The organism is Sphingomonas panacis, assembly GCF_001717955.1.
Classification (GTDB): Bacteria; Pseudomonadota; Alphaproteobacteria; order Sphingomonadales; family Sphingomonadaceae; genus Sphingomonas; species Sphingomonas panacis.
This window is the reverse complement of the sequence record NZ_CP014168.1, coordinates 2,201,925-2,225,665: the sequence shown is the minus strand read 5'-3', so window position 1 is coordinate 2,225,665 and position 23,741 is coordinate 2,201,925. Positions and strand designations below refer to the sequence as shown.

Genomic DNA, 23,741 nt, shown 5'->3' with positions numbered 1-23,741 from the left:
TCCTCATGGTCAGAATCGGGCCGAAAGCGACACGGACGCATTGCGGCCCGGTTGGGTATAGGCATCCTTGACCGTCGAGCTGTCGGCCAGCCCGCGCACGTCGCTCCACCATGCGTATTTGGTGTCGAGCAGGTTGAACACGCCCGCGCGCAGCGTGAAACGCTCGGCGACGCGCAGATAAGCGGTGGCGTCGAGGATCGTGAATGCGCCGGGGCGGTAGAGCGTCGCGTCGGCAGCCTTGAGTTCCTTTTGCGCCGAATGCGTCATGATGAGCTGCCCGCCGAAGCGTTTGGCGGGATCGTCATAACCGACGCCCATCACCAGCTTGAGCGGATCGACCGTCGAGAGCGGCGTGCGCGTACCATCCGCATCGGTGACGGTGCCGACCGCATAGCTCAGCGCGACCCGGCCGTTCAGCCCCGAGCGGTCGGCGAGCGTGAGGCTGCCCTCGGCGCCCTTGATGCGGACGCGGTTGAGATTGATGAACTGGAACACCGCCGGATTGGACGGGGTGAAGGCACCGCCGACGATCTCCTGGCTGATGAAGCCCTTGTAGCCGCCGGTGAACGCGGTCGCGGCGAAGCGCACCGCATCGCTGCCGACGCGCACGCCCGCTTCCCAGGTCTCGCTCGTCTCGGGGCGCAGGTTGGGGTTGGGGATCGAGGTGTAGCCCTGAGTCGGGTTCGCGAAGAACTGGTTGATCTGAGTCGGCGAGGGCGCGCGGAAACCGCGCGCGTAATTGACGAAGATATTGGTGCCGCCGGTGACGCCGAGCAATGCGCCGAGCTTTGGCGACACGCGCGACCCGTCCTGTCTGGCGCTCGGCATAGCCGGGGTGAGCGCATCGGGCTTGGGCGTGAGCTTGTAATAATCGACGCGCACCGCCGGGAACAGCTTGAGGTGCCCATCCGCCACCGCGATCGTATCGGCAAGATAGCCACCGGCGAGCAGATAATCGGTCGGCGGGAAGGCGCGCGTCGGGAACACGTCGGGCGGCGTCGGCACGGTGCCGTCGCGCAGGCCCGATTGCCGCGTCACGCTGAGATCGGCGCCGTACGCGAGCTGGTTGGCGATTGCAGCGACGGTGAAATCGCTGCGCAGTTCGGCGCTCAGCCCCCAGACGCGATTATCGAAGGTGTTGATCCGGGTGCGGTCGGCGGCGGTCTTGCGGTCCTCGGCGGTGAACTGGCGGTTCTTCGCCCATTGGTACCAGCCGGTCACCTGCGCGAAATCGATCACGCCGTCCCCCTGATAGCGCCAGTCGAGCGCGACGCGGTCGCGCTTGATCGTGTCACGCGCGGTCAAGCCGATCACGCTGGTCGCGGCCGAGGCGACCGGGGCGACGCCGCTCAGCACGTCGGTCGCGACGCGGCTGTCGTAATGGTCGTAGGTCAGCCGCGCGCGGTTTGCGTCGTCGGGTTGCCAGACGATCTTGCCGAGCACCGCGTTCGATTGCGCATCCTGCGGATTGGCGGCGGTGCGCGTCGCGTTGGCGGCGGTATTGCCGCCGTGCGTTTCATATTCATGCCCGTCGCGGCGGGTATAGGAGACCATCGCCGACCACTGCCCGGATCGGCCGGCGATGATCCCCGTTTCGGCGAACTGATCGTTCGACGAATCATAGGCCGCGCGCAGCAGCCCGCCGATGCGCTTGCCACCTTTGAGGAAATCCTCGGGATCGCTCGTCACGAAGCTGACCGCGCCGGCGAGACCATCCGATCCGTACAAGGCCGAGGCGGGTCCGCGCAGGATCTCGACCGACTTGACGATGCCGAGATCGACGTAATCGCCGCGCCCGGCCGATTGCGCGCCGAACTCGAACCCATCGGGCACGCGCACGCCATCGACCTGGATCAGCACGCGATTGCCGTCGAGCCCGCGGATGGTGAAGCCGCCGTTGCCGTCGCGGCCAGTCGTCCCCTGCGCCGCGCCGAAGCGGGTCGGCGCGCGGTGGACGCTGACGCCGGGCTCGAAGCGGACCAGATCCTTGATGTCGGCGGCGAGCTGGTCGGCGATCTGATCGGCGGTGATGACCGAGACGGTGGCGGGGATTTCGCTCGCCGGGGTGGGAATGCGCGTGCCGGTGACGACGACGGGATCGCCGACCTGACCGTAATCGATGGGGGCGCCGGTGGGCGCCGCCGGGGCGGCGGCGTCCGACCGCGCCTGCACAGGCGTAGCCGAAAGCGCGGCCGCGAGCGCCGCGACGCTGGTCATGACGGTGATGTTCAAGATGCCCCCTTAAAATGCGAACGATTCGCATTTGCATTTAAAAGGACTGGATTGGCGCGTCAACCGTAACGACCCGCAGGCCACCAGGCACAGGCACATTGCTGCACTGCGTCAAAATATTAAAACGGTGATGAAAACGTCACGGTGGCGAAACACAGCGCACCCACAGCCGCCGCCAAGTGATCCTTGGGGGGACTGATCCATGTTGCAATATTCGTTGTCTTCGTCGCGCCGCCTGCTGGCCGCGACCGCGCTCTGCCTGAGCCTCGCCGCCACGCCCGCCTTCGCCGCAGAACCGGCGCCTGCCCCTGCCCCTGCCCCTGCCCCTGCCCCTGCCCCTGCCGACGCGAGCGATACGCAGGGCCTCACCGACATCGTCGTGACCGCACAGAAGCGCCCGGAAAGCCTCCAGAAGACGCCGATCTCGATCTCCGTCATCAGCGCGGAAGGGTTGCAGGACCGCCATGTCGTGTCGCTTGTCGATCTCGGCGACGGCGCGATCCCGTCGCTCAAGGTCGCGCCTTTCTATTCGCGCAACTCGGCGCTGATCGTGAACATCCGTGGCGTCGGCGTGCTGTCCGACGGCAACCAGCCGGCGCGCGACCAGGGCGTCGGCGTCTATGTAGATGGCGTGTACATGGGCCGCGCGCAGGGCCTCGGCACCGCCCTGTTCGACATCAACAGCATCGAAGTGCTGAAAGGTCCGCAGGGCACCTTGTTCGGCCGCAACACCGAAGGCGGCGCGGTCAACATCACCACCAAGAAGCCCACCGGCGAGTTCCACGTCAACGCGATCGGCGGGGTCGGCAATTTCGGCAGCTCCAAGGGCGAGCTTCACGTCGACCTGCCCGAGTTCAACAACATCAGCATCAAGATCGATGGCGTCACCGCGCATCGTGACCCGATCGTGAAGAACCCGCTGCAGGGCGCCTATGGCTTCAACTATTACGACAAGCAGGGCGCGCATGTCGAAGCGCTGTGGCAGCCGAGCAGCGACTTCAGCGCGGATTATTCGTTCGACATCTCGCGCGACGCATCGACCTCGCTGTATCTGCAACTGGTCGCACCCGGCACCAACAAGCAGGCGGTACTCGGCACGGTTCAGCCTGATCGCGTCACCGTCGCCAATGTCGGCGTGCCCGAGAAGCCGAGCGTCGGCGACGTCAGCGGCCACCGCCTGACGCTCGAATACAAGATCGCGCCGAGCCTGCTGCTCAAGTCGATCACCGCCTACCGCGAGCTGACGCAGAGCCAATATGACAACGGATCGGCGGCGACGACGATGTCGGTGGCGCCGTCCGCAGCCAACCCGACCGGCAATTTCACCGGCATCGGCTTCGCCCGTTACAGCCTCGCGCAGTTCCGCCAGAACCAGTTCAGCCAGGAACTGCAGGCGGTCGGCGATCTGCCGAACTTCAAATACGTGGTCGGCGCGCTTTATTATCAGGAACACGTCCAGGATAATGCGCAGGCGTTCAATACCAATGCCTTCACCAACGCAGACGGCAGCGGATATGCGATCCTGACCGGTCCGAAGTTCGTCGATTACACCCAGCAGTCGGTCGATCGTGCCAGCTATGTCCAGACCACCAGCATGGGCGCGTTCGGCCAGGGCACCTATACGCCGCCGCTGCTCGACGATGCGATCCACATCACCGGCGGGCTGCGCTGGACCCGCGACATCAAGCACGGCAAGCTGCTGACCGTGAACAACGCGTTGCCGGTCGATCGCAACGGCGTGTCGGGCGCGATCCACCTCGACCATAGCTGGTCGCGCGTCGATCCGATGGTCAACGTCGCGGTCGATGTCGCGCACGGCGTGATGGTCTATGGCAAGTGGAGCACCGGCTACAAATCGGGCGGCGCCAACTCGCGGTCGCAGGAATATGACGAGTTCAACCCGGAAACGGTGTCGATGTTCGAGATCGGCGCGAAGACCGAGTTTCTCGATCACCACGCGCGCTTCAACGTCGCCGCTTATGCCGGCAGCTACAAGGACATCCAGGTCGATTTCAGCCGCCCGTATGAGACCGGCGGCGTGCGCACCAACCGCACCACCACCTCGACGATCAACGCGCCCGGCACGGGTGGCCTGCACGGCGTCGAGGCCGAACTCACGCTGCTGCCGGTGCGCGGGCTGACGCTGACGGGTTCCTACGCCTATAATTACGTCCGCATCCCCGCGACGGTGAACCCGTATCCGAACGCAGCCGGCGCGATCAGCACCATCGCGGTGCCGATCTACCAGACCTACACGCCCGAACATTCGGGCAGCGTCGCGGCCGATTACGAACTGCCGCTCGACGGCTTCACCGTGCGCGCGCATCTCGACGGCAATTTCGATTCAGGGTTCTACGCCAACGCCAATGATCCGGTGTATCTGGGCGTCGGCGCGGCGGGCAACGTGCCCCAGCCCAAGGGTGAAAAGGCGACCGTGTTCAACGGCAACATCGCGCTCGCCGATATCGAAATGGCCAACACCGGCGCGAAGGTCTCGCTGTCGTTCTGGGTGCGCAACCTGTTTGACGAACAGCATATGTTCTACAAGGCGCTCAGCCCGACCAGCGGCGTCAACGGCTTCTTCAACGAACCGCGCACCTTCGGCGGCCAGGTGCAGGTGAAGTTCTGATGATCGCCATTCAGGGAGCAACCACGATGCGTCTTTCGAATCGTTTCCGGCGTTTCGCCGCGCCGGCCCTGATGCTGTCGCTGGCGGCGGGAATGCCGGCGATCGCCCGGCCGACCCCCGTCGTGGCGGCGGCGCACGCGCGCCTGCTGCCGCTTCAGGGCGGCCGCAACTTCCGCGATCTCGGCGGCTACCGCACCGCCGACGGCCGCAGCGTGAAATGGGGTGTGCTGTTCCGCTCAGGCTCGATGCACGGGCTGACCGAGGCCGATTACCGCTCGCTCGAAGCGCGCGGCATCCGCGTCGTGTGCGATTTCCGCGACCGGCGCGAGCGGGCGAACGAGCCGGTCACCTGGCCGGCGGCGGGCGCGCCGCGCGTGCTGAGCGACGAGTATGATCTCGACATGCACTTCCTGCCCGCCGGCAGCCCGAAGAGCTGGACGCCAGACCAGGTCCGCGCGGCGATGACCAGGGCATATCCGGCGATGCTCGGCCAGTTCAACGGCCAGTATCGCCGCATGTTCGCGGAACTGCTCGCTGGGCACGCGCCGCTCGCGTTCAACTGTACGGCGGGCAAGGACCGGACCGGCATCGCCGCCGCGCTGCTGCTGACCGCGCTCGGCGTGCCGCGCAAGGACGTGATCGCGGACTATCTGCTCACCAACCGCTATCTCGACGCGAGCGCGCTGACCAAGGGCACGCCCGGCCCGGCCAACCCGCTCGCCGGCCTGCCGCCCGAGACCGCCAAGCCGCTGATGGCCGCCGACGCCGCCTATATCGAAGCGGCATTGGCGGTGGTCGACGCGCACAAGGACGGGGCGAAAGGCTATTTTCGCGACGAAATGGGCCTGTCCGCCACCGATCTGGCCAAGCTGCGCAACACCTACCTCGCGCGCGCGTGATGTGAGAGCGCGGGCGGCCTCGTCCTTGGGGACGTGAGCCGCCCCGCTAGGGCTTCATCCGCGGATCGATCGTCCAAGTCTGTTTCGCGCGGAAATCGGCGAGCGGGCCGGCGACCCTGGTCGGGCCGGTCGCGTTGCCACGGATGTCGCCTTCGAATCCGTCGAGCGCACGCACCCGTGGCAGCGGCACGGCCGCCGCGACGGTGAGCTTGAGCGTGGCGGGATCGAACGCGATCTCTGCGCTGGCCATCAGCGAAGTCCGATCCCAGCCGTGGGCATCCCGCCACGTCGCCAGATCGCCGTAGCGGACCCGGCGCCACGCATCGGGCGCGGACGCCACGGTCTGCGGCTCCGCCAGCACGCCGAGAAAATCCTTGGGCATATCGACAAACACATTGCCGTCCGACCGATTGTTCGTGCTGAGGAAGACCATCGCCGACTTGCACTTCACAAAGATGTTGTTGGCGACGTGGTTGTTGTCCGCCACCGGGCGACCGCGATCCGGGCGGACGATCGTGAAGATGCCGGCATTGTCGCAGCGCCCGATCAAATTCTGCGCGATGACGAGGTTGCTGCTCGCATTGTCGAAAATGCCAGACCCCGCGCAGCCGCGCTGGCCGGGCGTGCCGGGCTCGGCGTTGCGCACGTCCCAGATGATGTTGGTATCGATCATGTTGCGCGCCGGCGTCATTTCGAAATGCAGCGCGGCGCTGACCGTCAGCACGTCGGCGACGACGTTGCGCGTCACCCGGCAATTGGCGTTGTCGACATCCCACCACGCCGCATTGGCATGGCGGATGTGGCGGATCACGTTGCGGCGGAACAGCATGTTCCTGGCGCGGTGGAACTTGGCGCCGGCGGCTTCCCACCCGCGTTCGGCATCGGCCCAGCCGCACCATTCGATCAGATTATCCTCGATCAGCGCATCGGTAGTGCCCATCCCGCCAATCCCCTCGACGCCGCAATAGCGGATGGTGTTGCGGCGGACGATGATCGACGTGCCCGAATGCGGCGCACCGGCGCTGTCGCCGTCGCTGCCGATGGCGAGGCCGATGCCGTTCGCCCATTCGAAAACATTGTCCTCCAGAATCCAGTGATCGCCGCCGGCGAGCGACACCATGCCGTATTGCGGGAACGGATAGGCATTGCCGACGTGGCGGAAGGTGATCCCCTTGACGCGAATGAAGCCGATGCCGCTGTGCGCGGGGATGAAGGCGTGCTGGCGGGTGGTGACTTCGATCGCGTGATCGGCGGGCGTACCCGACGCCAGACGGACGTAGACCGCCGTGCCGGCATGATCGGCCCAGAAGCGTGCGGTGGGCGTACCGCCGATCTCCTGCATGACCGGGCCGCCGCGCCGCCGCGCGGGCATGCCGTTCTGCGGGGTCGCCCGACGGGTGAAATCGGACATCGGCGGCAGATCGGCCAGCGCCAGTTCGCGGAGCTGCTCCATCGGCTCCAGCGGCTTGCCATCGACGAACACCAGACCACGCCGGCGCAGATACGGGCCGAGATCGGCGGTCGCCCCGTCCAGCCAGCCCCATGATCCCATGATGCTGGGGAGCGCGAACGGATTATAGGCGTCAGGGAACAGCGCGCCGGTGAGATCGTGCCGCCATACGGTGACGCCCGGCCCGACCGGGCTTCCCGGAAAGGGGAAGCCGGGCGTGACCGTCTGCTGCTGCCAGCCGTCCCTCAGAACCTCCGAGCCGGTGATATGAACCGTCGCGCCCGGTGCGGCTTCGTAGCTTATCATCGCGGCCGGGCCGGTGCCGCCGCGCGCGGGGCGGACGCATTCGCGGTAGGTGCCCGCTGCGATGACGACACGCTCGCCCGGCTGGAGGATTTCGGCGGCCCTGCCGATCGTGCGGAAGGGTCGCGCCGCGTCGCCCGGGCCGGCATCGTCGGCGTGGGGCGCGGTGTTGTCGACGTAATAGGTTCTGGAGAAGGTCAGCGGCTGCTCCCAGCGCGGAAACTGCGTGCCATCCGGCAGGCGCGCGTCGGACTCGTCGCCGAGCGCGGCACCGGCCTGGTCCCACGCGCCCGCGCCGAGACCGGCAAGCGCCCCGGCCCAGGCCGCGCTTTCCAGAAAGCCGCGGCGATTGACGCCCTCGCCGGCAGCGGCGCGTTCCTCTTGCTGTGAACTCACCAATCCTGCTCCTGTTGTTATGTCGCGAAGCCGGCTTCGGCTCGTGGTCGGCGCGGGCGCTTAGCTGCCGGCCGGCTCCAGCACCACGGCCGCCCCGCCCGATGGCGCGAGCGTGAGCTGGATACGATCACGCGACTGGACGTGCGTGGCCGAGGTCTTGAGGTGGTTCATGTCGGCGCCGTCCTGCCAGATGCGCGCGCGCCAGCTTTTGCCGGCGCCCAGCATCGACAGCGGCACCGATACCTTGCGCCCCTGCTCGTTGGTCATTGCGCCGATATACCAGCGGTCGCCCTTGCGCCGCGCCAGCACGATCGACTGGCCGATCTCGCCCGAGATGAAGCGGGTTTCGTCCCAGCTCGTCGGCACCTCCTTCAGGAAGTCGGCACCGTCGGTCAGCCGGCCGTTTGCGTCGATATAGGCGTCGGGGCTGTCCGACAGCATCACCAGCGGCGATTCGTAGACGACGTACATCGCGATCGCCTGCCCGCGCGTGGTCTGGACATAGGGGCGCAACAGCCGGTGCCGGCTCGCGAATTCGGAAGGCGGGAGTGCGCGGAACCCGCCGGGGGTATAGTCCATCGGGCCGAGCAGCATGCGGGTGAACGGCAAGGTGACGTTGTGCGTGGCGGTGATCCGCGCGCCGAACTTGTTGTATTCGGCGCCGAGCACGCCTTCCTGAGTGACGAAATTGGGATAGGTGCGAAGCAGCCCGTCGGGCGGATAGGCGCCGTGCAGATCCACCATCAGGTGATGCGCCGCCGCCTTGGACAGCAGTTCATGGTAGAATTCGACCATCTCCTGGTCGTTGCGGTCCATGAAATCGACCTTGATGCCCTTGATCCCCCAGGCTTCGTACAGCGGCAACGCGGCATCGAGCTGGCGCTGGAGCTGCTTCCATTGCAGCCAAACCCACACGCCGACGTTGCGCTCGGCACCATATTTGACGAGGCCGGGGATATCGACCGCCGAAACCGGCACGGTCACGTCGGCCGGGCGCGGGCCTTCGGAACTGCCCTTGTACCAGCCCTCGTCGATCAGGATATATTCGAGGTTCATCGACTTCGCGAAATCGATATACGCCTGATAGGTCGCGGTGTTGATGCCGGCATTGGGCACGTTGACCGCCCAGCCGTTCCACCAATCCCACGCAGACTTGCCGGGTTTGATCCAGCTCGTGTCGGCGATCGCGGAAGGCGCGGCGAGAAGCTGGACCAGGCTCGACTGGATCAGGTCGCCCGGGCGGTCGCCGATCATCACCGTCCGCCACGGCGTCAGCAGCGGCCCCGCCGCGAGCGTGGCGTGCGCCGATACCTTGAACGCGGGGCTGTCGGGCACGTTGTCGCGCCGCGAGGTCAGCGCGACATTGACGCCGAGGCCGGCATCGGCGCGCCTGGCGTAATAGGCTCCCGGATAGTCGCGCTTGTCGGCTTCGACGATGGCGAAGCTGGTCTCACCCTTGCCCGTCCGGCACAGCAAAGGCGCGTCATAGAGGTGGAAGCCGCGCATCGCCGAGGCCTTGATCGGATCGAATTCGGTCTCGTGTGAATTCTCGAACCGGCCGCTGTTCGCGCCCCAGCAGGCGTAATCGGCGGGGAAATAGAAGCCGGTCGTTTCCCAATTCACGTCGATCGTCTGGAAGCGGGGCTGCGCCGCGACGGCGAAGCGGAAGGCGACGCCGTCGTCATAGGCGCGCGCGACGAGATCGTAGGTGACGCCGTCCTTCGCGCGGGTGAGGTGGAACACGACCTGATTGTAGCGGTCTGCGACTCGGCTGGCCTTGCCCGCGACCGGAACATAGCTGTCGTTGACCGTGCTCGCTTCCGAAGACGTGACCGCGGACTCGCTGGTGCCGAAGCTGCCCTCGCTCGTCACCATGCCGATCGGCGAGGTCGCGATCACCACATTGCCGTCGCGCACCACGCGGTAGCGCAGCCCCGAAGCCGAATCGATCTCAAGCCGGGTGCGACCGTCCGGCGAGACGACGGCGGGCGGCGTCTGCGCCTTCGCCGCCGCCGGGGCGAGCGCGGCGGCGGTGGCGAGCAGGGTCGGTAGCAATCTCATCGTCTTTCCCTTGTTCGATCGAACCGCCCGGCGGGCGCGCAACCTGCCGGCGATCCGACGCCGGCGGGCACTTTACCGGGACGGCACCGAGATGCCGGCCTTGGTCTGGACCACCGGCTTCATCGTCCCATCGGGATTGTAGTGGAGATATTCGACCGTCACCGCGCGCCGGCCGACCGCCCCGCTCTGATCGCCGACCGCGATGTCGGCGTTATGCAGGAACAGGTACGACTTGCCCTTGAACTCGGCGATGCCGGGGTGGATCGTGAAGCTGTACTTCCCCGATCCGGTCAGTTCGCCGCGATACGTCCACGGGCCGGTGATCGCCGGCGCGGTCGCGTAGGAGACATGCTCGTCGCGCTGGGTCGCGCGGTCGAGCGAAGCGTATGTCAGGTAATAGAGCTTGCCATGCTTGTGCAACCACGGCGCCTCTTCGAAATGCGGCGGCGTGATCTCGGTGATCGGCCCGTCGAGCTCGATCATGTTCGGCTTGAGCTTGGCGATGTAGCAATTGCGGTTGCCCCACGCGATCCAGGTCGTCCCGTCGGTATCGGTGAGCACGGTGGGGTCGATGTCCTCCCAACTGTGCGGCCCCTTGGGGGTCATCTCATTGGTGATGAGCGCGGAGCCGCGCGCATCGACGAACGGGCCGATCGGCGTGTCCGATACCGCGACGCCGATCGCCTTGCCGGGATGCGTGTTATCGTGTTCGACGGGCGCGTAGAAATAGAACTTGCCGTTCTTCTCGATCGCCTGCGGCGCCCATGCGTCCTTCTTGGCCCATTTGAAATCGCTGACCTTCATGATCGGCGCGTGTTCGGTCCAGGTCTTCATGTCGGTGGTCGAATAGACCAGCCACTCGCGCATGTTGAACATCTCGTCACGCTGCGCCTCGTCGTGATCGACGTAGAGATAGAGCGTGTTCCCCACCACGAGCGGCGCCGGATCGGCGGTGAACTTGTCGCGGATGATCGGGTTCGATCCCGGAACCGGGCGCGGCTGATCCGCCGCACCGGACGGCCCCGCCGCCAAAGTTGCCAGCACCACGAGAGCCGCCGCACTGAATGTCCGTTTCATCATCATCTCCCGGTCTTCGTTAGCGTTAACAATAGTCGGACCAAACACGCCGTCAACAGTCGTTGCGTGGCCGGTTCACGATCGAACCAGCGACTGGTGCGCGGCGACTCCTGCGAGCACGCCCGATGCGGAGGCGATCGTCGCATTGTGCATCGGCGAGGTCGCATCACCGGCCGCATAGACGCCCGGCACCGACGTCAGCCCCCAGCCGTCGACCTTCACGAACGGCCCGCTCGGGCCTTCCTCCATGATGCAGCCGAGCGCCTCCGCAATCGGGCTCGTCGGCCGCGTCTTTGGGCCGGTGAAGATCGCGGCGACATCGATCATCCGGCCGTCGGCGAGCCTGACCGCCCGCAATCCGGGCGCATCGCCGATCAGCGCGACGACCGGCGTGCGCTCGATCACGACACCGCGCGCGAGGAGTAGCCCCATATCCGCCGCTTCCGGTTCGTGGATGCCTTGCGTGAAATAGGTGGTCGGTCCCCAATCGGGGATCAGAGCGGCTTGATGTGCCGACATCGGGCTGACGGCGATCACCCCCAGCGCGTGATCGCGCACCTCGTAGCCGTGGCAATAAGGACAATGGAGGACTGTCTCGCCCCATCGCTCGGCCATGCCGGGAATGTCAGGCAGCGTATCGGTGACGCCGGTCGCCAACACCAGCCGCCGGGCGCGCCGCTCCTCCCCCGCGGCGAGACGCACGACGAAATGCCCGTCACTTTGCGTCGCGGCCTCGGCCTCGCCGGCGACGACCTCGACGCTCGGATAGGCCAGCAACTGTGATGTGGCGTCGCGAAGGATCGCCCGGGGCGAACGCCCATCCTGTCCGAGAAAACCATGCGCGGCATCGGCGAAGCGGTTCCGCGGCGCGCCCGCGTCGATCAGCAGTATGTCCTGCCGGGCGCGCGCGAGTTGCATCGCGGCGGACTGGCCGGCGAAACTTCCGCCGATTACAATGACGTCGTGCATAGATGTGTCCCTGGATAGCGTTGCGACTCACGCAACTTATGCACTTACGTATCTGGCACCCTGGCTTTTTGCAACTTATCAAGTAACATGATATCCGACGGACAACGCATGAGGGTGTGATGCAACTGGACGGACGCTTGTCGAGGATGCTCCACATCCTGATTCACATGGATCGCGCCGAGGGGCCGATCACGTCGGAGGCGGCGGCGGAGATGCTCAACACCAACCCGGTGGTGGTCCGCAGGACGATGGCTGGGCTGCGCGATGCCGGGCATGTCCGTTCGGTCAAAGGGCATGGCGGCGGGTGGACTCTCGCCAGCCCGCTCGACGCGATCACCATGCTCGACATCTACCGCGCGGTCGGCGAACCGCGGATCTTCGCGATCGGCCTGACCGATCCGGAACCGCAATGCCTGGTCGAGCAAGCCGTCAACGCGTCGATAACATCGGCGCTGCGCGATGCGGAAGCGCTGCTCATCGCGCGGCTGGCCGAGGTTACGCTCGCGCAGATCGCGCGCGATTTCGATACGCGATTCGCTTCGACCGAGATCGCGTGGGACCAAATCGATGCGCGTGCGTTGGCGCTCAAATCTTCATGAGAACAGGCGACTGACATGGCAACGATCACGGCGACCTTCGATACGCGACGCGAGGCGGAACTTGCGGTGGAACATCTCGTCCAGGAGCATGAAATCGATCGCGGCGACATCGTGATCGGGAGCGCGTCGGACGAGAACAGCGCCGGCAACGAAGCGGGTGGCGCGGACCTCGATACCGATTTCGAGGACGGCAATGAGGACGAAGCGGCCTTGAACGGCAGCGTCAAAGTGACCGTCACGCTCGACGACGAGGATATGGCCGAGGATGTCGAGGACGTGCTTCACGAATTCGGCGCGAGCGACGTCGTGCAGGACTGATCGGCCCCGCGCACGCGCCGGGTGGCCGTGCGAGCGAGGTGTGACCGCTTTCCGCGGGCGCGAGGCTGTCCTACAAGCGTCCGATGTCTCGCCTTGCTTTACCATGTCTCGCCAGCGCGCTCGCGCTGTCGGCCTGTGCCGGCGGCACGTTCCGTACCCCGAGCGACGTTCCGGTCAGGATCGGCAAGCCCTATGTCGTGCGCGGCGCGACCTTCGTTCCGGCCGCCGACCCGACCTATGACATGCTCGGCTATGCGAGTTGGTATGGTAGCGAATCGGGCAACCGGACGGCCAATGGCGAGCGTTTCCGCCCCGACTGGATCACCGCCGCCCATACCACATTGCCGCTGCCGACCTATGTCGAGGTGACCGCGCTTGCGACCGGGCGGCGGATCGTGGTGCGGATCAATGATCGTGGTCCGTTCATTCCCGGGCCGCGGATCATCGACCTGTCGCGCGGCGCGGCCGAGCGGCTGGGCATTCGCGCGGTCGGCCAGGCGGCGGTGCGCGTGCGCCGGATCGAACCCTCCGAAGCCGAGCGGCGGCGCTTGCTCAAGGGCAAGCCGACCCCAGAGCTTGCCCCCGTGAGCCAGCCGGTGCTGGACAGGCTACGCCGGCAATTCGAAGCGGCCGGAATGCCCGTGACAGGGCCGACGCGCCGCGCCGCCGGACGGTAACGGCTCACAGCGTCAGGGCGCGACCAGCGCGGCGAGCGTCTCCGTGACCCGATTGCGCAGTTCGGGTTCGCGACTGACTTCGAGCAGCGCGGTCAAACTGGCCCGCGCCGCGGCCACATCACCGTCGATGCCTTCGAGCCGCGCGCGTTCCCACCACGCCGGCCCATAATCCGGCGCCATCACCGTCATTCGCGTATAGAGTTCGAGCGCACGACGCCCCTTCCCCGCCTGCTCCGCGCGCGTCGCCTGATTGAGCAAAAGCCTGACCAGAACAGCGCGGTTGGGCATCGCCGCGACGTGCCGGACGGCAGGGGCCGAGCCGCTCTGCGCGGCCATCAGCAGCGCACCGAGCTGCGCCGGCTCGACCGGAATGCCGCCACAAAACGGATCGACGATCACCGGCGCGACCTCTTCCCCCACCAGCACGAGGACATGGCCCGGCACGTCGAGCACGTTCGCCGCCCAGCCGACCCGCCGCGCGGCGGACACGTAGAGGATCGACCGGCTCACCGGCAGGCCGCGACGCCGGTCGATCACCCGGATCAGATCGGCATTGGCCGGATCGTCATAGGTCGCCTCGTCGCCTTCGAAGCCGAAGGCGTCGCCGAGCACCGACGACAGCGCCTCGGCACGCTCGCGCGCGGTGGCGGCATCCTTCCCGATCGCTTCGAGCCGGGTCGCCACCGCATCAAGAAGGTCGTGGTACGGGTCTAGGTCTACGTTCGGCTGGTCCAGGCGCGCCAGCGACAGCGCGGCTTCGTCGAGCACGATCTCGTCATCATCGACGAGGCCCAGGCGGATCACATCTTCAAGCATAGGCATTACATGGGGGCGCATCCGGGCCGCGCCAAGCCGGTGCACGGCGGGTTTGAAAACGGTCATGCCGACGATAACGCCCGGTGATCTTGAAAGCCCGGTAGTGATCGGCCATCTGCTGCGCACGCTCACCTTGGAGATCATTGGAAAACAGCATGACAACGACGACCGAAGCCGCGCCAGAAACCCGTTCCTTCGAAGCCGATGTCGCCAAATTGCTGCACCTGATGGTGCATTCGGTCTATTCGGACAAAGACGTCTTCCTGCGCGAACTGATCTCGAACGCGGCCGATGCGTGCGAGAAGCTCCGCTATGAGGGGCTGAGCGACGCCACGCTGCTCGGCGACGACGGTCAGCCGCGCATCACCGTGACGCTCGACGCCGAGGCCCGCCGGCTGACGATCGAGGACAATGGCATCGGCATGAGCGAGGACGAGCTGGCCGACGCGCTGGGCACGATCGCGCGCTCGGGCACCAAGGCGTTCATGGACAAGATCGCCGGCGCCAAGGACTCTGGAGACAGCCATCTCATCGGCCAGTTCGGCGTCGGCTTCTATTCGGCGTTCATGGTCGCCGACCGGGTCGAGGTGATCTCACGCCGCGCCGGCACTGATACCGCCGCATCCTGGGCGTCGGACGGTCTTGGCACCTATACGATCCAGCCGGTCGATATCGCCGATGCGCCCGCGCGCGGCACCCGTGTGCTGCTGCATCTGAAGGAGGATGCGACAAGCTATACCGAGAGCTACACGGTCGAACGCACCATCAAGACCCAGTCTGGCCATGTGCCGGTGCCGATCTTCCTCAAGGACACGCCCGACGCCGAGCCGAAGCAGATCGCCGACGGCGCGGCGTTGTGGACAAAGCCCAAGTCCGAGATCACGGCGGAGGAGTATAAGGACTTCTACCGCAGCGCCGCCGGGCAGTTCGACGAGCCGGCGCTGACGCTCCACTACCGCGCCGAGGGCCTGCACGAATATACCGTGCTCGCGTTCGTGCCCGAGACCAAGCCGTTCGACCTGTTCGATCCCGACCGCGCCGGCCGCATGAAGCTGTACGTGCGCCGCGTGTTCATCACCGACGAGGCGCAGATCCTGCCGCGCTACCTGCGGTTCGTGCGCGGGCTGGTCGATTCGAACGATCTGCCGCTCAACGTCTCGCGCGAGATGATCCAGGAGAGCCCGGTCCTCGCCGCGATCCAGAAAGCCGTTTCGAACCGCATCCTGTCCGAGCTCGACAAGCTCGCGACGAGCGACACCGAGCGTTACCTCAAGATCTGGGACAATTTCGGCCCGGTCCTGAAGGAAGGTCTCTACGAGGATTTCGCGCGGCGCGAGACGTTGCTCGGCCTCGCCCGCTTCAAGTCCACCGCGTCGGGCGGCGCATGGCGTTCGCTCAAGGACTATGTCGCGGATCTCAAGGACAATCAGACCGCGATCTATTACGCGACCGGCACCGATCTCGACCGTCTCGCCACCTCGCCGCAGCTCGAAGGCTTCCGCGCGCGCGGGATCGAGGTGCTGCTGCTCGCCGATCAGGTCGACAGCTTCTGGGTCACGTCGGGCGTGGATTATGAGGGCAAGCCGTTCAAGTCGGTCACGCAAGGCTTGGCCGATCTCAGCCTGATCCCGCTCGCGGATGGCGAACAGCCGGCCGCTGCCGCCTCCGACGCGGTCAACACTTTCATCGCCTTCGTGAAGGAGACGCTGGGCGATGCCGTCGCCGACGTGCGGGCGTCCGATCGCCTCACCGAAAGCGCGGTCTGCCTCGTCGCACCCGAGCACGGCATGGACCGCCAGCTCGAAAAGCTGCTGGCGGGTGCTGGCCGGCTCGACGCGGCGGCGAAGCCGGTGCTGGAGATCAATCCGCGCCACGCCCTCGTCGAGCGGCTGAGCGCCGAGACCGGGGATGCGGAGGTTCGCGCCGATGCCGCGCATCTGCTGTTCGACGAGGCGCGCATCGCCGATGGTGAACTCCCGGTCGATCCGCGCGCGTTTTCGGCGCGGCTGATGCGGGTGTTGCAACGCGGGATCAACTGATCTTCGCTTTTATGGGACCGGCGGCGAGATCGACCTGATCCTCGCCTGCCGGTGCCCGTTTCCAATGCTTATTGGTAGCCGCCGTTTTCCTCGCGTTCTTCGGCGGCGTCCTTCTGCACTTTCTCCATCTCCTCGGCTTCCTCGGCCTCGGTCGGTTCCCCGTCGGAGCGATCGTCATGCCCGCCCGTGAGGTCGCTCGTCGTCGTTTCGCCCGGGTTCTGCTTGTCGATGTCGCTGGAGAGATCCGCACCCTCGTTCGCGTTTGCTCGATTGTCCGACATATCACGCTCCCACATCTGTCATGACTCCAACGAGCGGTCGCGCGGATCGGACCCGGGCGAATCGCACAAAAGGATCATGCGCCTTTTCCGCCCCGTTGATCGTTGGGCTGACCGCCGTACTTGCCGACGGAGCGCAAAGCGCCCGCCCGCACCGGCCGAAATCTCGCACAACACGGCTAAGGATATTGCATGGCGATCAAACTCAAGCCGCTTCGCGAACAGGTGCTCGTCGTAACGGGCGCGACCAGCGGCAACGGGCTGGCGACGGCCGAAGCGGCGACCGCGCGCGGGGCGGCGGTGGTCGCGGTGGCGCGCAATCAGGCCGCTCTGGAGGCGCTTCGCGAACGGCTTTCCGCCAAGGGCGCGCGCATCGCGATCTGCGTCGCCGACGTGAGCGATCTGGCGGCGGTCGAAGCGATCGTCCCGGTTGCCGTCGCGGCGTTCGGCGGGTTCGACACCTGGGTCAACAACGCCGGCGCGGGAACCTACGGGACGGTCGAACAGGTGCCGGTCGAGGATCACCGTCGCGTGTTCGACGTCAATTATTTCGGCGTGCTCCACGGCTCGCTGGTCGCCGCGCGCCATTTGCGGACACGCGGTGGTGGTGCCATCATCAACGTCGGCTCGATCCTCAGCGACCGGGCGATCGTGCAGCAGGGGCCATATTGCGCCACCAAGCACGCCGTTCAGGCGCTGACCGACACGCTGCGCATGGAACTGGAGCAAGAGGGCGCCGGCATCTCGGTGACTCTGATCAAGCCCGGCGCGATCGACACCCCCTTTCCCGAACACGCCCGCAACTTCATGAACGCCGCGCCAAGCCTGCCGCCGCCGCTCTACGCGCCGGAGGTGGTCGCCGACGCGATATTGTTCGCCTGCGCGCACCCCCGCCGGACGCTCTATGCCGGCGGTGGCGGGCTGCTCTCCTCCCTGCTCGCGCGGGCGGCGCCACGCCTGACCGATGCGATCATGGACGTGGCCGGTACGAGACTGCAACAAAAGCCGGGTGATGCGGGAGACCCGGCGCGGCGGGACAACCTCTATCATCCCCGCGCCGATGCGCTGCGCGGGAGCCAGACCGTCCGCGCGCGCTCGTCCAGCGTTGCGCTCCAGATCCAGAAAGCGGGGTCGCCGATGCTCGTGGTCGGAATGTTGGGCGGCGGGGCGGCGCTTGCCGTCGCCGCGCGTATGCTGCGGGCACGGCGATGACGGGCGATACGGCCGTGGAACGCGACTTCGAGGTCGTGCTGGTGCTGAGCGGCGGCAATGCGCTCGGCGCGTTCGAGGCGGGTGTCTACGAGGCGCTGCATACGCATGGCCTCCAGCCCGATTGGGTGGTCGGCGCGTCGATCGGCGCGATCAACGGCGCGCTGATCGTCGGATCGGCGCCCGAGCGCAGGCTCGATACGCTGCGCGCGTTCTGGCGTCCGAACATGCTGGCGTCGATGGCGCCGTGGCTACCGTCCGCGGTCGAGACCGCGCGGCGGACAAGTGCGGTCGCCTGGACCGCGGCGGCGGGGCGCTCGGGCATCTTCGGGCCGCTGCTCTCCTCGCTGACCGCGTGGCCCGACACCCAGCCGTCGCTCTTCGAGACCAACCAGCTTGGCGCCACGCTGGCGCGGCTGATCGACTTCGATCGGCTCAATGCCGGCCCATGCCGCTTCACCGCCACCGCGGTCGATCTCGAAAGCGGCGCAGATGTCGTGTTCGACAGCCGGCACCAGCGAATCGCGCCGGATCACGTCCGCGCCAGCGCCGCGCTGCCGGTGGTGTTCCCCCCGGTCGAGATCGAGGGCCGGTGGATTGTCGATGGCGGGCTGTCGGCGAACCTCCCGCTCGATCCGGTTATGGCCGATCCGCCCGCGCGGCCGACCTTGTGCATCGCGGTCGATCTTCTGCCGTTGTGCGGCCCGCTGCCGACGACGCTCGGCGACGCCGCCAGCCGTATGCAGGATCTGATCTTCGCGGCGCAATCCCGCCGCACGATCGCGCGGTGGCAGGCCGCATATGCCGCGCGCAGCGACACGCGGATGTCGTTGGTCAGGGTCGCCTATACGGAGCAGCAAGACGAAGTGGCGGGCAAGGCGCTCGATTTCTCCGGGTCGACGATCGAGCAGCGCTGGGCGGCCGGACAGGCTGCGGGGATGCGGGTCGCCGCCGGCGTTCGGGCCGGAACAGTGGCGATCGGCGCCACGGGATTGAACGTCGTCGAGCTGTGCGAGTGATTCAGACCTTGCCGGAAATCGGCGGGCCTAGCCGCGCCATTTCCGCATCGCCGCATCATACGCCGCCTGCGCCTGCTCGGCTTCAGCGCGCAGCGTGGCGACCTCGGCCGCCTGGCGCTTTTCGGTGTCGCGCCGCTCGCGCGCCAGTGCGGCTTCACGCTCGGCGAGCGCGTCACGCTCGCGGCGATGGCGGGCCGCAGTCTCGTCGAGCGCGGCGCGGGCCGCGTCGAGCGGGGCGCGATCCGGCTTCGGCTTCGGTTTGGGCTTCGGTGCGGGGGGCGGCGGCGATGGCTCCGCCACCTCGCGCGCGCGCTTCGGGCGGTCGGCGGGAAGCGCGGCGATCTGTTCGGCGGCGGTGCCGCGCGACCGGCGGACCACCTCGCCGGGCTTGGCGAGCGGCTCGCGAGTCAGCTCGGGATCGCCGACCAGCTCGGCGATGCCGCGCGCGAACAGATCGTGGTCGCTGCCCCATGCCACCAGTGCCGCTTTCTGGCTCGGCGCGGCGACATAGGCGTCGTGGAACCCGATCGGGGTGCGATAGACCTTGAGCTTCTGCTTGCGCGTCAGTTGAACACCCATTCCACCGACAGCCACAATTTGTCGGTATCGGTCGCGAACGTGTCGGCGCGGTAATGCGCGTAGCGTGCGGCCACGGTATAGCGCGCGATCCTGGCTTGCGCGATCACATCGATCTCGTCGCCATAGTGGCGCGCCGCGCGATCGCTGTCGAAACGGTGGACGGTCGCGCCGATCCCGTAGCTGCTGACCAGCCCGGCATGTTTCCAGGTGGCGCCGAGCGTCGCATAGCCGTCGCGCACGCCGTCCGGCGGGGTGGTGGCGAACTTGTCGGCCCAGCCCTGAAAGCCGAAGATCGACCCGAGCGGCGTCTGCACGCTGGTCAGCGCGGCGCCCCGCGCGGCGCCGAGCACCTCGTAGCCGACCGTGCCGCTCAGCGCCTTGCGCGACAGAGTCGCCTCGCCGAGCCAATAGGTCGCCGCATAGCGGTTGGCGTTGCGGGCATAGTCGCTCTGGCGCGCGACGCTGGCGATATAGCCGAGCGTCCATCCGCCCCCGCCCAGCTTGCGATTGCCCGCATAGCGCCCGCCATAGGTCTGGCTCGACAGCCGCGCGCCGGCGATGCCATTCGATCGCTCGTCGATCAGATAGGCGAAACCGGTGAGCGTGCCGAGTGGCATCGCATAAGCGACATTGCCGAACCAGAAATGGCCGCCGATCGCCTGCGGGCGCGCCGGGGTGCCCTGGATGCCGGTGACATCGCGCTCGGACCAGGCATAGGTCGCATCGACGCTGAGGCCGGGCAGGACCGTCCACTGCCCGCGCGCCGCATCGAAGGTGCGCTGGTTCTGCCGCCAGCTCGCCGATCCGACGAAGCGCTGGTCGCCGAGCGTGACCAATTGCCGCCCGGCGGTGAGCGCGACGCCGTAATCGGCGTAGCGGAGCTGCGCGCGGTTGAGTTCGATGTTCTGCGCATCGCCCACCACCGGCAGCGGCTTGCCGTTATAGCCGTCGTTATATTGCGGGCCGATCGCAAGCGTGCTTTCGGATTCGACCAGTGCGGAGAACGGCCCCCTGCTCGCCTGCACGCCGCTGCGCACGCGCAGCGTCACCGCATCGGCGGTGTCGGCGATGCCCTGCTGGTCGACATGTTCGTAGCGCAGCCGCGCATCGATCAGCGGCTTGAGCACGATCTCCTGAGCCTGCGCGGCGGACGCACCCGCCACGCAGGCCACGAGCGCCAATGCGCCCGCAGCAACGTCTTTCATGAAGTCTCCCGGTTCAGGCGGCCTTGGCCACCATTTGGCTGTCGAGCGTACCAAGCTCCCCTTCGGCACGTGCACGATTACCATAGACGATTTCGAACAGCGGACCTGCCATCATCGTCGTGATAATCGCCATCAGCACCAGCATCGCGAACAACGTCGGCCCGATGATGCCCTTTTGCAGCCCGATATTGATGATGATGAGTTCCATCAGCCCGCGCGAGTTCATCAACGCGCCGATGCCGAGCGCGGTGCGATTGTCCTCGCCCGAGAGCCGTGCCGCCGCCCAGCACGCGCCGAACTTCGCCAGCACCGACACAGCGAGGACAACGAGCGCGACCAACAGCAATTGCGGCGAATTGACCATGTCCATCCGCGTGTTCAGCCCCGAATAGGTGAAGAACATCGGCAATAGCAGCACCACCGCGAGCGGCTCGACCTTGCGCTTCAGCTCCGCGACGAACGCCCCGCGCGGCATGCACACGCCGAGCAGGAAGCCGCCGAAGATCGCGTGGATGCCGATCGCGTCCATGAGAAAAGCGGAGGTACAGAACAATGCCAGCGTGATCGCGAGCACCGTCATGCTCATCTCGCCGCGCGCCTCGACCGCGGCTCCGAGCGGCAGCAACAACCGCCGACCCACCAGCAGCATGAACGCGACGTAGAGCACCGCGCCGCCGATCGCGAGCAACGCCACGCCCGGCCCGCCACCGAAGGTCGCCAGCACCACCGCGAGCACGCACCACGATGCGGCATCGTCGAAAGCGCCCGCCGTCAGCGACAGCGTGCCGAGCGACGACCCCGCCAGCCCGCGCTCGTTGATGATCCGCGCCAGCATCGGGAACGCGGTGAGCGCGATGCACGCGCCGAGGAACAAGGTGGCGTTGGCCCGGCTGATGCCGGCGGCGAACAGGCCGTCGATCCCGGTCAGCCACGGCACCAGCAGCGCGGCGAGCAGGAACGGCACGATGATGCCCGCCGCCGAGACCATGCTCGCGCTGCGCAGCTTGCTCTGGACGTGATCGAGCCGGAGCGTCAGCCCGACCAGAAACATATAGAGACCGACGCCGAGCTGCGCGCCGGCATACAGCACGTTGCGCGTCTCCTTGGGGAACAGCGCGAGCTGGAGATTTGGAAACAGCAGTCCGAGCAGCGACGGCCCGAGGATCACGCCGGCGATCATCTCGCCGACCACCTGCGGCTGTCCGAGCAGCTTCTGCCCCAGCCAGCCCGCCACGCGGCAGGTCAGCAGGATAACCGTCAGTTGCAGGAAGAAATGCACGCTGAAATCGCCGGGGGTATAGCTGGCCGCGGATTGCAGCGCGGGCCCGTGCGGCGAGAGGATTTCCGTCACCGTCTTCGACAGACTTCCGATTGCGTCCTGCGCCATATCCACCCCCATGTTCCCCGCGTCGCAGTCCGTTCACCGCGACGCGGCGCAAACAACACCAGAGCTGGCGGGATCGCAAGCGGGAAATGGTAGCGCTACAATCATTGCGTCAAGCATAGCCGCGCGCATGTTGCCGGAGCGTTGCCCGCGTTTGACGTAATGTAACCGCGTCCGGTTTATCATCGCGGACTTGCCTCGGTCGTGCGGGCCGTCCATCGGCACTTGATGGCAAGGGACGAACGACATTGGTGGCGGCGCGAGGCGCTGGCGATGGTGGTGCTCGCCTATCCGTTGGTGCTGACCAATCTCGCGCAGGCGCTGATCGCGACGACCGATGTCGTACTGCTCGGCTGGGCAGGCCCGCATCCGCTGGCGGCGGCGTCGCTCGGCGTCAACCTCGTCAATGCGTGCGTGTTCTTCGGCACCGGCCTCGTCACCGCCGCCGCGCCGATGATCGCGCGCGCGCTCGGCGAGCGCAGCAACGCGGTGCGCGACGTGCGGCGCACGGTGCGGCAGGCGTTGTGGGTATCGGTGACGTTGGTCGTGCCGATGTGGCTGGTGCTGTGGCAGGCCGAGCCGATCCTGCTCGCCTTCGGCCAGCAACCCGATCTCGCGCACGATGCGGTGAAGCTCGTCCACCCGATGATGTTCGGGCTGCTGCCGCTGATGGGCTATTACGTGCTGCGCGCGTTCGTCTCGGCGCTGGAGCGGCCGATCTGGGCGTTCGTGGTCGGCGTGGTGGCGGTGCTGCTCAACGCGGTGCTTAACTATGCGCTGATCTTCGGGCGGTTCGGCCTGCCAGCGCTCGGGCTGTTCGGTGCCGGCCTCGGCAGCGCTTTGTCGAACCTGTGGATGTTCGTCGGCCTTGCCGTCGTGGTCGCGCGGCACAAACGCTTCCGCCGTTATCACCTGTTCGGCCGATGGTGGCGCGCCGACTGGCCGCGCTACCGCGCGCTGTGGCGGCTGGGCCTGCCGATCGCGGTGACGGTCGGGCTGGAAGTGACGATCTTCAACTGCGCGGTGTTCCTGATGGGGCTGATCGGCACGCCCGAACTCGCCGCGCACGCGGTGGCGATCCAGCTCGCCGCCTTGTGCTTCATGATCCCGCTCGGCCTCGCCCAAGCGGCGACCGTGCGCGTCGGCCTCGCCTTCGGGCGCGGCGATCCTATCGGCGTGGCACGCGCGGGCCGGGCCGCGCTCGGGATCACGATGGCGGTGATGGCCTGCACCGCGACGATCCTGCTGACGCTCCGCCATCCGCTCGTCGCCTTGTTCCTCGCCTCCGATACGCCGGCCGAGGCGCATGTCGTGTCGCTGGCGGTGTCGTTCCTCGGCGTGGCCGCGCTGTTCCAGTTCTTCGATGGCGCGCAAGCGGTTGGCGCGGGGATGTTGCGCGGGCTGCACGATACGTTCGTGCCGATGCTGCTCGCGCTGATCGGCTATTGGATCGTTGGGCTGGGGACGGCGGTGGTGCTCGGCTTCTGGCTCGGCTGGGGCGGCGTCGGCGTATGGGTCGGGCTGGCCGCCGGTCTCGCCACGGTGGCGGTGCTGATGGTCGCGCGCTGGGCGACACGTGGCCGCCGCGCGGGATAGTCAGCG

At 67.0% G+C, this 23,741-nt stretch carries 19 protein-coding genes; 9 read left to right on the top strand and 10 right to left on the bottom strand.

What is annotated here, in order from left to right; all coding sequences use genetic code 11:
* Window positions 1-9 precede the first annotated feature (9 nt).
* Window positions 10-2,232: a TonB-dependent hemoglobin/transferrin/lactoferrin family receptor gene (locus tag J0A91_RS10085; protein ID WP_240502253.1), complete on the bottom strand. Its 2,223-nt coding sequence runs from the start codon at window positions 2,230-2,232 to the stop codon at window positions 10-12.
* A 202-nt stretch (window positions 2,233-2,434) separates the two neighbouring features.
* Here J0A91_RS10085 and J0A91_RS10080 point away from each other — a divergent pair, with 202 nt between their 5' ends.
* Window positions 2,435-4,861, top strand: coding sequence for a TonB-dependent receptor (locus J0A91_RS10080; protein ID WP_069204813.1), 2,427 nt, complete (start codon window positions 2,435-2,437; stop codon window positions 4,859-4,861).
* 26 nt (window positions 4,862-4,887) lie between these two features.
* Window positions 4,888-5,760: a tyrosine-protein phosphatase gene (locus tag J0A91_RS10075; protein WP_069207202.1), complete on the top strand. Its 873-nt coding sequence runs from the start codon at window positions 4,888-4,890 to the stop codon at window positions 5,758-5,760.
* A 46-nt stretch (window positions 5,761-5,806) separates the two neighbouring features.
* Here the strand turns inward: J0A91_RS10075 and J0A91_RS10070 are convergent, their stop codons facing one another.
* From J0A91_RS10070 to J0A91_RS10055, 4 genes are all read right to left on the bottom strand, one after another.
* On the bottom strand, window positions 5,807-7,909 hold the full coding sequence (locus J0A91_RS10070) for a right-handed parallel beta-helix repeat-containing protein (protein ID WP_206365012.1): 2,103 nt from the start codon (window positions 7,907-7,909) through the stop codon (window positions 5,807-5,809).
* A gap of 60 nt (window positions 7,910-7,969) precedes the next feature.
* Window positions 7,970-9,970, bottom strand: coding sequence for a glycoside hydrolase family 97 protein (locus J0A91_RS10065; RefSeq protein WP_069204812.1), 2,001 nt, complete (start codon window positions 9,968-9,970; stop codon window positions 7,970-7,972).
* Between the two features lie 72 nt (window positions 9,971-10,042).
* Window positions 10,043-11,047, bottom strand: coding sequence for a glycoside hydrolase family 43 protein (locus J0A91_RS10060; protein WP_240502252.1), 1,005 nt, complete (start codon window positions 11,045-11,047; stop codon window positions 10,043-10,045).
* A 75-nt stretch (window positions 11,048-11,122) separates the two neighbouring features.
* Window positions 11,123-12,016, bottom strand: a complete 894-nt coding sequence (locus tag J0A91_RS10055; RefSeq protein ID WP_069204811.1) for an NAD(P)/FAD-dependent oxidoreductase — start codon at window positions 12,014-12,016, stop codon at window positions 11,123-11,125.
* A gap of 119 nt (window positions 12,017-12,135) precedes the next feature.
* Here J0A91_RS10055 and J0A91_RS10050 point away from each other — a divergent pair, with 119 nt between their 5' ends.
* The 3 genes from J0A91_RS10050 (at window position 12,136) to J0A91_RS10040 (ending at window position 13,610) form a co-directional block, all read left to right on the top strand.
* Window positions 12,136-12,615 (top strand): Rrf2 family transcriptional regulator, encoded by a 480-nt coding sequence (locus J0A91_RS10050; RefSeq protein WP_069204810.1) that lies wholly within the window; start codon window positions 12,136-12,138, stop codon window positions 12,613-12,615.
* 15 nt (window positions 12,616-12,630) lie between these two features.
* Window positions 12,631-12,933 (top strand): hypothetical protein, encoded by a 303-nt coding sequence (locus J0A91_RS10045; protein ID WP_069204809.1) that lies wholly within the window; start codon window positions 12,631-12,633, stop codon window positions 12,931-12,933.
* An 83-nt stretch (window positions 12,934-13,016) separates the two neighbouring features.
* The gene (locus J0A91_RS10040) at window positions 13,017-13,610 is read left to right on the top strand and encodes a septal ring lytic transglycosylase RlpA family protein (protein ID WP_069204808.1); all 594 of its coding nucleotides are present in this window, start codon (window positions 13,017-13,019) and stop codon (window positions 13,608-13,610) included.
* Between the two features lie 12 nt (window positions 13,611-13,622).
* Here the strand turns inward: J0A91_RS10040 and J0A91_RS10035 are convergent, their stop codons facing one another.
* Window positions 13,623-14,432, bottom strand: coding sequence for a transglutaminase-like domain-containing protein (locus J0A91_RS10035; RefSeq protein ID WP_240502251.1), 810 nt, complete (start codon window positions 14,430-14,432; stop codon window positions 13,623-13,625).
* A gap of 149 nt (window positions 14,433-14,581) precedes the next feature.
* Between J0A91_RS10035 and htpG the strand changes: the two genes are divergently transcribed.
* A complete protein-coding gene (htpG, locus tag J0A91_RS10030; RefSeq protein WP_069207199.1) occupies window positions 14,582-16,465 on the top strand; it encodes a molecular chaperone HtpG in 1,884 nt (627 codons plus the stop codon).
* Window positions 16,466-16,533: 68 nt separating this feature from the next.
* Here htpG and J0A91_RS10025 read toward each other — a convergent pair whose 3' ends face one another.
* On the bottom strand, window positions 16,534-16,746 hold the full coding sequence (locus tag J0A91_RS10025) for a hypothetical protein (protein ID WP_150126882.1): 213 nt from the start codon (window positions 16,744-16,746) through the stop codon (window positions 16,534-16,536).
* Between the two features lie 189 nt (window positions 16,747-16,935).
* Here J0A91_RS10025 and J0A91_RS10020 point away from each other — a divergent pair, with 189 nt between their 5' ends.
* Together J0A91_RS10020 and J0A91_RS10015 are read left to right on the top strand one after the other, a co-directional pair.
* Window positions 16,936-17,955 carry an SDR family oxidoreductase gene (locus J0A91_RS10020; RefSeq protein WP_069204805.1) on the top strand — a complete coding sequence of 340 codons (1,020 nt, stop codon included), beginning with the start codon at window positions 16,936-16,938 and terminating at the stop codon, window positions 17,953-17,955.
* Window positions 17,956-17,969: 14 nt separating this feature from the next.
* Window positions 17,970-18,971, top strand: coding sequence for a patatin-like phospholipase family protein (locus J0A91_RS10015; protein ID WP_169833118.1), 1,002 nt, complete (start codon window positions 17,970-17,972; stop codon window positions 18,969-18,971).
* A gap of 27 nt (window positions 18,972-18,998) precedes the next feature.
* On the opposite strand, the gene J0A91_RS10010 is transcribed toward J0A91_RS10015, so the two are convergent.
* The 3 genes from J0A91_RS10010 to J0A91_RS10000 are packed head-to-tail and all read right to left on the bottom strand — an operon-like array spanning window position 18,999 to window position 22,142.
* A complete protein-coding gene (locus tag J0A91_RS10010; RefSeq protein WP_069204803.1) occupies window positions 18,999-19,550 on the bottom strand; it encodes a hypothetical protein in 552 nt (183 codons plus the stop codon).
* Window positions 19,535-20,755, bottom strand: coding sequence for an alginate export family protein (locus tag J0A91_RS10005; RefSeq protein ID WP_069204802.1), 1,221 nt, complete (start codon window positions 20,753-20,755; stop codon window positions 19,535-19,537). The genes J0A91_RS10010 and J0A91_RS10005 overlap by 16 nt, the downstream gene beginning before the upstream one ends.
* A gap of 13 nt (window positions 20,756-20,768) precedes the next feature.
* On the bottom strand, window positions 20,769-22,142 hold the full coding sequence (locus J0A91_RS10000) for a cation:proton antiporter (protein ID WP_069204801.1): 1,374 nt from the start codon (window positions 22,140-22,142) through the stop codon (window positions 20,769-20,771).
* A 225-nt stretch (window positions 22,143-22,367) separates the two neighbouring features.
* Between J0A91_RS10000 and J0A91_RS09995 the strand changes: the two genes are divergently transcribed.
* The gene (locus J0A91_RS09995) at window positions 22,368-23,735 is read left to right on the top strand and encodes an MATE family efflux transporter (protein ID WP_069204800.1); all 1,368 of its coding nucleotides are present in this window, start codon (window positions 22,368-22,370) and stop codon (window positions 23,733-23,735) included.
* The last annotated feature ends 6 nt before the right edge of the window (window positions 23,736-23,741 follow it).

Bases quoted from the DNA above. Each gene is read 5' to 3' on its own strand.
- htpG (WP_069207199.1), top strand. From the start codon at position 14,582: ATGACAACGACGACCGAAGCCGCGCCAGAAACCCGTTCCTTCGAAGCC.
- J0A91_RS10000 (WP_069204801.1), bottom strand. From the start codon at position 22,142: ATGGCGCAGGACGCAATCGGAAGTCTGTCGAAGACGGTGACGGAAATC.
- J0A91_RS09995 (WP_069204800.1), top strand. From the start codon at position 22,368: ATGGCAAGGGACGAACGACATTGGTGGCGGCGCGAGGCGCTGGCGATG.
- J0A91_RS10005 (WP_069204802.1), bottom strand. From the start codon at position 20,755: ATGAAAGACGTTGCTGCGGGCGCATTGGCGCTCGTGGCCTGCGTGGCG.
- J0A91_RS10025 (WP_150126882.1), bottom strand. From the start codon at position 16,746: ATGTCGGACAATCGAGCAAACGCGAACGAGGGTGCGGATCTCTCCAGC.
- J0A91_RS10055 (WP_069204811.1), bottom strand. From the start codon at position 12,016: ATGCACGACGTCATTGTAATCGGCGGAAGTTTCGCCGGCCAGTCCGCC.
- J0A91_RS10040 (WP_069204808.1), top strand. From the start codon at position 13,017: ATGTCTCGCCTTGCTTTACCATGTCTCGCCAGCGCGCTCGCGCTGTCG.
- J0A91_RS10080 (WP_069204813.1), top strand. From the start codon at position 2,435: ATGTTGCAATATTCGTTGTCTTCGTCGCGCCGCCTGCTGGCCGCGACC.
- J0A91_RS10045 (WP_069204809.1), top strand. From the start codon at position 12,631: ATGGCAACGATCACGGCGACCTTCGATACGCGACGCGAGGCGGAACTT.
- J0A91_RS10010 (WP_069204803.1), bottom strand. From the start codon at position 19,550: ATGGGTGTTCAACTGACGCGCAAGCAGAAGCTCAAGGTCTATCGCACC.
- J0A91_RS10075 (WP_069207202.1), top strand. From the start codon at position 4,888: ATGCGTCTTTCGAATCGTTTCCGGCGTTTCGCCGCGCCGGCCCTGATG.
- J0A91_RS10035 (WP_240502251.1), bottom strand. From the start codon at position 14,432: ATGCCTATGCTTGAAGATGTGATCCGCCTGGGCCTCGTCGATGATGAC.
- J0A91_RS10065 (WP_069204812.1), bottom strand. From the start codon at position 9,970: ATGAGATTGCTACCGACCCTGCTCGCCACCGCCGCCGCGCTCGCCCCG.
- J0A91_RS10020 (WP_069204805.1), top strand. From the start codon at position 16,936: ATGGCGATCAAACTCAAGCCGCTTCGCGAACAGGTGCTCGTCGTAACG.
- J0A91_RS10060 (WP_240502252.1), bottom strand. From the start codon at position 11,047: ATGAAACGGACATTCAGTGCGGCGGCTCTCGTGGTGCTGGCAACTTTG.
- J0A91_RS10050 (WP_069204810.1), top strand. From the start codon at position 12,136: ATGCAACTGGACGGACGCTTGTCGAGGATGCTCCACATCCTGATTCAC.